Origin of the sequence: Paenactinomyces guangxiensis (genome assembly GCF_016055185.1) — a bacterium.
In the GTDB taxonomy this organism is placed as follows: domain Bacteria; phylum Bacillota; class Bacilli; order Thermoactinomycetales; family Thermoactinomycetaceae; genus Paenactinomyces; species Paenactinomyces guangxiensis.
In genome coordinates this window covers 1-6,281 of sequence record NZ_JAECVR010000044.1, presented here as the reverse complement: position 1 = coordinate 6,281, position 6,281 = coordinate 1, and the positions used below count along the sequence as shown (strand labels likewise).

The following is a 6,281-nucleotide window of genomic DNA, read 5'->3' as shown; positions in this document are numbered from 1 at the left end:
CTCAGCTGACAGATACGAATCGGTCGAGGGCTTAACCTACTTCCATTACACTTCCCGACATGCAACCCGCTTTATTCCAATCTAATTTTGAAGGTGCGTCGCACCTCTGAAGCTTCATATGTCTGGTGACAATGGCGGAGGGGATCCACTCGTTCCCATCCCGAACACGACCGTTAAGCCCTCCAGCATAGCGTGACTAAGCGCTGTGCGCTATAGCACGACTTGTGCTTTAGTGCGCCGATGGTACTTGGGGCGAAGGTCCCCAGGAGAGTAGGGTTGCCAGGCAATGAATGAAAGCCTCTAGGTTTATTATCCCCAAGGTAGACATTGTAAAAAAAGCCTATCTGTTATGATAGGTTTACATACTTACCGGAGGGGGTTTTTTATACAAGTTGTTGTCTGGTCGATGTCTAAGCGTAACAACCTAGCTCTCGTACAAACTATTTTAAATTAATTGGCGAAGCGGACAAATGTTCACCAGATAATCCTAAACAGAGACCAAGATTTTTTCAGTACACTTCTGAGTCATATGCTAGACAGTATAGAATCCATATTGTAAAGATGACGATTCCTCACTATATATTGGAGTAAGAAATCGTCATCTTTATTAAAAGGTTTCAAGTCTCCAAAGTCAAAGCAGTTTAGAGATTATACAAATTTTTGATGTCTTGAATCTGTAGATAGATTCCTTTTTCTAGATCAAATTGTGGATTGTAATTTAACATGCTTTTTGCTTTTGTAATATTTGCCCAAGTATGCTTTGGGTCTCCTGGTTGTTCGGGCAAGTGCTGCCGTTTTGCTTTTTTTCCTGTATACTTTTCGATGATTTGAATAACCTCATTAATACTCAATCGTGACATTCCACCTATATTAAATATTTCTCCTATATGTGAAGACTCAATAGCGGCAAGATTTGCAGCAACAACATCCTCGATAAATGTAAAATCGCGAGACTGTTCTCCATCCCCGAAGATAGTAATCGGTCTTTCTTGTAATATTCTATAAATCATTTTGTGAAAAGCCATATCTGGACGTTGCCGTGGGCCAAATACAGTAAAGTAGCGGAGCGAAACAACAGGAACTTGAAAATTGCGGACATATAGTTGACACAAATGCTCGGCTGATAATTTTGTTACCCCATAAGGAGAAATAGGTTGCGGAATTTGTTGTTCATCAGTCGGGCCTGTCATTCCTCCATATACGGAAGAAGAAGAAGCGTACACGATTTTTTTTACCGAGGAATTTTGAACCGTATCCAGCAAGGTTTGTGTTGTAAGGATGTTGTTCTCAACATATTCTTTAAAATTCGCCCCCCAACTTGTTCGCACACCTGGAATGGCAGCTAGATGAAAAATATAGTCAACATCCTGAATAAACGGTTTAAACTGGCACTTAGCAAGATCTGATTCCAAAAAACGGAATCTATTAAACTGCTTCAAATGTTCTAGATTGCGCTCTTTAATCCAACGATCATAGTTAGGCTTAAATATATCGATACCGATTACATGATACCCACACTGCAAAAGAAAATGACAAAGACTTGAACCAATAAATCCACTACATCCAGTTACCAGTACTTTTGCCATTTGTTCCACTTCTTTCTACTAAACATCAACGTTTCGAACTCCAGACTTCTAGAACTTCGCGTGCGACTCGGTCCCAACCATAGTGCTTAAGGGCCAAGTCACGACCATGATTCCCCATTTGTTTCATTAAGTTAGGATTAGAGAGCAGTGTAGTAAGAGCTTCAGCAAATGCTTTTGGATTTTCAGGTTGATTCACAACCAGTCCATTTTGTTTGTTGATGATTACTTCTGGATTTCCGCCTCGTGCAGTAGTGATAATCGGCAGTCCTGCTGCCATCGCTTCATAATGAACACGAGCCAGTGGTTCTTCCCATTGCGAAGGGCAGACAAATATATCTCCAGCCCAGAACCACTTATGAATTTGATCAGGACTAACGAATCCCGTTGTAATAACGGGAACGGGCGAACGGGAAGAGAGAGCATGTACATATGCGACATAATCACTAATCTTATTATCGCTATACCACTTACTGCCAACCAGAGCCAGAGCCACGTTTTTATGTTTAATTGAAAGATCGTTCATCGATTGGATCAGGATATCAGCCCCTTTTTTGGATGATAGACGACCTACAAACAGGATTACTTTTTTGTTATGGAGCTTGAATTTCTTTCTTAGGGTTTCCCTCTCTTTTGTATACGTATCAGGTGTGTCTGGAATGTAACGCTTTAAGTCCACCCCCGAGTAAATAGTTCTCAGCTTGTTAGATGCTTGGGGATAGAGATTGGCGATAGTTCTTCCTACATAGTCGCTGACTGTAATGATGCGCTCTGATTGTTCAATCGCGATAGTGGCTTCGGCTGGATTAATCTTCTTCTGCATAAACATATCGTTGTGCATACTGAGTATAATACGTGTATTCGGTGCGACTTCTCGAACAGGAGAGACAAGCAGAGGGCGATTGAAAATATGAATCAGATCAAAGGAATTTTTGCTTACGTAAGAAACAACCCCTTTTAGATAGATATCAAGCAATTTTCCTGGAACCCTTACATAGTTAATGTTTCCGATTTTTTGTTGCGACGGTAGATCGGGGTCAGTGATACCGAGGATCGTCAAGTCATGATGTTTGCTAAGGATGTAAGCTATCCCGTCAATATAGGTCTGAATCGCTCCTCCTCGGACGGGCGGGACAGGAAGTTTTTCTGTACAAATCATCAAAACTTTCATTTGATCTACTCCCCTTTTTTCTTTATTTTCCGGTTCTGTCTATTCGTTTCCCGAATCCTCTTACGCTCCTTTTTATCTATCTCCCGAACCCTCTTACGCTCTTTTTTAGCCAGTTTCCGGTCCAAACTTCTCTCTTTTCTATCCGTTTTTTTGTCTGTGTTCCAATCAGGAACGATTTCTTTTTTAACAGGTATATTATTTGAATAATACCTCTTTTTAGTTATTATTCTTATTTTTGAATTTTTGCCCAATTCTTGTAATGCAGGCCACTTGGTAGCATCTGATTTTTCCAAACGCTGAAGCAAGGTCTCCAGCTCCTGATTGAGTAAAGTGGTTGGACTGTAGACTATTTCCTTTACGTGTTTGTAGAACTCGTTAGGCAGTGACATGTCAATAAGAAGTATCTCAAAGAGATCAGGATCGATGGGATTTGCCTGATGATAAGCTTCAATCATTCTGCGCATCCAATTTACATCCCATACACCCATATCATCCATTGTGCTTGTAATCAGCTTGCGCAAGTCGCGGATTGGTAAATCGTAAGCCACACCATCCAAATCGATAACCCAAATCCCTCCAGGACCTTGCTGTCCGTTTGACCAGCCATAATCCTGATGAACAAGACCCCAGTGAAGCTCACCCTTGGACACTAAACTAGCATAGGGGGAGTGTTCCAGTTTTTCAAGTGCTGCAATTGCTTGCTGTTCGTATACATCGACCATTGAGAGGAGTGTTTTACTGGCAGGCTGATCAAAATAGGTTTTGGCTAATACACGAAACCATCCGATTTTGGTGATTATTTTCCTGTACGTTTGAGGATAGCGATGGAGACGATTAGCATGTTTCGCGCCAAATGGCGGTACGTACCCTCGCGAATGTCTGTGAAATTCGCCAAGTCCGTAACAGAGCGCCTCCGCTCCTTCTACATCTATTTTGCTTGTTTGAATCAATGGCTCAATCCACTCTGTTACAATCCAAAGTTTTCCACCAGCTTCTACATAGTTTTGTCCAGTTTTTGAAGGGATTAGTTTGGGAACTCTTGCGCCTTGATTAACCAGGTATTCTTGTGCACCTATGCTGAAAAGACTCCGCGTTGGAAGACGATGTAAGATTTTCAAGCTACGCGGTCCCTTATTCGTTTCAATCTTCCAGATGGCTCCTCCCTTATCTGGTTTAGAGGTAATCAACAGCATACTTTTAACCTTCATATCATAGCGAGCCATTACATGCTTTGCTAATTCTTCTATTTCAGGAGGTATAGACTCTGAATCATGCTCAGCAGTTCCCCATGGTTGAATGATATAATCTATCATTTCTCCTCCTCCTATTGTTTTTGTCTCTATCACAATATGTTTATAGGAAGGTCATGGAAACCGGCTTGTATCTTTAGATTAAAAAAATAGTTTACTATAAGATCCGTTAAAAATTAGCCAGACACATCTGTGTATAGGTGTTTTGCCGTTTCATTTGTTAGATCTGTAGCGTAAACTATTAAATCTAAAAGATAAACAAAAAGAGGGAGAGGAGGTGTTCTGGTGAAAGTAGCGGTCATTGGAACAGGCTATGTTGGTACCACTACAAGCATAGCCTTTGCTTCACAGGGATATAAGGTCATCGGGATTGATAATGACGAGGAAAAAATAAAGAGGTTAAACCAATCAAAATTACCTTTTTATGAAGAAGGTTTAGATGGAATATTACAAAAATACATTTTAGACGGAACACTTTCTTTTACAAGTAATTTAGAAGAGAGTATGGAGCAGTGCGATATTCTATTTGTTACAGTGGGTACTCCTGCATCACAGGATGGATCGGCTGACTTGTCCTCCGTGATAGAAGTGGCGAGACAAATTGGAAGTGTGATGAAAGATTATAAAGTCATTGTTATCAAGAGTACGGTTCCAATAGGTACAGGTGCCAAACTAAAAAACATCATACAAAGTGAACTAAAAAAAAGGCAGCTTGATATTTCTTTCGACTTGGTTTCCAATCCTGAGTTTCTTCGACAGGGAAAAGCATTACATGATGCTGTGTATCCGGAGCGAATCGTCATTGGCTGCGAAACAGACAAAGCACGAGAGATAATGGAAGAATTTTATAAAAATGTAAAATCAAAATTACTTTTTACGACTGTTAGAGATGCTGAAATGATTAAGTATGCTTCAAACGCATTTCTAGCGACTAAGATATCGTTTATTAATGAACTGGCAAGAATCTGTGAAAAAACAGAGACAAATATTGTTCAAGTAGCCAAAGGGATGGGAATGGACAGCCGGATTAATCCTCAGTTTCTTCAAGCTGGATTGGGATTTGGTGGCTCTTGCTTTCCGAAGGATACTAAAGCTTTACTGGCATTAGCATCTGAAAAAGAGACTCCTATGAATATACTTAAAGCTGTTTTACATGTGAATCAAACACAGACAGATTGGTTTATGGAAAAAGTGAAGAAAACCTTAAATTCACTGTCTGGTAAGCGTATTGCTATACTAGGTCTTACCTTTAAACCACAAACAGACGATATTAGAGAAGCTCCCTCCTTAAAAATTATTAACTATCTTATAAAACACAAAGCTCACATGGCAGCTTACGATCCACAGGGGACAGAAAATGTAAAAAAAATATACCCCGATATTCGTTACGCCACTACTCCTTTAGAAGCAATGGCAGGTGCAGATGCTGTTTTAATCGTTACAGAATGGAAAGAAATTATTGATATTGATTGGAAAAACGCTAAACGTGTATTATCCCAACCTATAGTATTCGATGGTAGAAATGCGCTTGATTCTGCGATTATGTCGAAACTCGGTTACTATTATATGGGAGTTGGGATTTTAAAGTCTTAATTGAGGAGGATCTTTATGAAAGGAGTCATTCTTTGTGCAGGTAAAGGGACGCGAATGCAGCCATTTTCCTTTACAGTACCAAAAACATTGTTGCCCGTTCAAATCAACCAATTCTTTATCATTGCGTAACAAAAATGATGAAAGCAGGGATTAATGAAATCGGTATTGTAATCAATCCCCAACAAAGAGGAATTATTGATTATCTTTCCGTGTTCAATGAAAAACTAAAGATTCAGTACCTTTATCAAACAGAGCAATTAGGCATTGCCCATGCACTTACAAAAGCTCAATCATTTGTTGGGAATGATTCTTTTATATTAATGCTGGGAGACAATTTAATTGCTGAACCGATAGAGACTTTAAAGCAAGCATATATAGGAAACAAAGGAGCCCTTCTTCTTTCTCAAATTGAGAATGCAAGTGATTACGGAATTGCTGAAATTAAAAATAACCGCGTTGTAAATGTTGAAGAAAAACCTGAGTTTCCAAAAAGTAAAGTTAAGTCCGATATAATGTGTAAATTTGGTTTTGGTTAAATACCAATAAGAGCCAATGAATCCTCTCTTTGATAGAATTAGTTTGCCTACTATTCCAAAAAGAAAGGTGATTCAAATGGCTCAATATAAGATTAACCTAGATGAGGAAACGTTGCACGGATTATTTTTTCAAGGGGAGGGTGTGGCT

At 39.5% G+C, this 6,281-nt stretch carries 4 protein-coding genes, 1 pseudogene and 1 other annotated feature; of the genes and pseudogenes, 2 read left to right on the top strand and 3 right to left on the bottom strand.

Going from position 1 to position 6,281, the window contains the following annotated elements:
• Positions 1-121: 121 nt before the first annotated feature.
• Positions 122-202 (top strand) — a sequence feature (5S ribosomal RNA rRNA prediction is too short).
• Between the two features lie 439 nt (positions 203-641).
• Genes I8U27_RS19970 through I8U27_RS19960 form a run of 3 tightly spaced genes read right to left on the bottom strand, consistent with a single transcriptional unit; the run spans position 642 to position 4,067 of the window.
• Positions 642-1,586: an NAD-dependent epimerase/dehydratase family protein gene (locus I8U27_RS19970; protein ID WP_181755043.1), complete on the bottom strand. Its 945-nt coding sequence runs from the start codon at positions 1,584-1,586 to the stop codon at positions 642-644.
• 25 nt (positions 1,587-1,611) lie between these two features.
• Positions 1,612-2,754, bottom strand: a complete 1,143-nt coding sequence (locus tag I8U27_RS19965) for a glycosyltransferase family 4 protein (protein ID WP_181755041.1) — start codon at positions 2,752-2,754, stop codon at positions 1,612-1,614.
• Between the two features lie 5 nt (positions 2,755-2,759).
• A complete protein-coding gene (locus I8U27_RS19960; RefSeq protein ID WP_181755039.1) occupies positions 2,760-4,067 on the bottom strand; it encodes a CotS family spore coat protein in 1,308 nt (435 codons plus the stop codon).
• A gap of 222 nt (positions 4,068-4,289) precedes the next feature.
• Between I8U27_RS19960 and I8U27_RS19955 the strand changes: the two genes are divergently transcribed.
• Positions 4,290-5,597, top strand: a complete 1,308-nt coding sequence (locus I8U27_RS19955) for a UDP-glucose dehydrogenase family protein (protein ID WP_181755037.1) — start codon at positions 4,290-4,292, stop codon at positions 5,595-5,597.
• A gap of 15 nt (positions 5,598-5,612) precedes the next feature.
• Positions 5,613-6,133, top strand: a pseudogene (locus I8U27_RS19945) (sugar phosphate nucleotidyltransferase).
• The last annotated feature ends 148 nt before the right edge of the window (positions 6,134-6,281 follow it).

Excerpts from the sequence above, each read along its gene's own strand:
- I8U27_RS19965 (WP_181755041.1), bottom strand. The coding sequence starts at position 2,754 with ATGAAAGTTTTGATGATTTGTACAGAAAAACTTCCTGTCCCGCCCGTC.
- I8U27_RS19970 (WP_181755043.1), bottom strand. The coding sequence starts at position 1,586 with ATGGCAAAAGTACTGGTAACTGGATGTAGTGGATTTATTGGTTCAAGT.
- I8U27_RS19960 (WP_181755039.1), bottom strand. The coding sequence starts at position 4,067 with ATGATAGATTATATCATTCAACCATGGGGAACTGCTGAGCATGATTCA.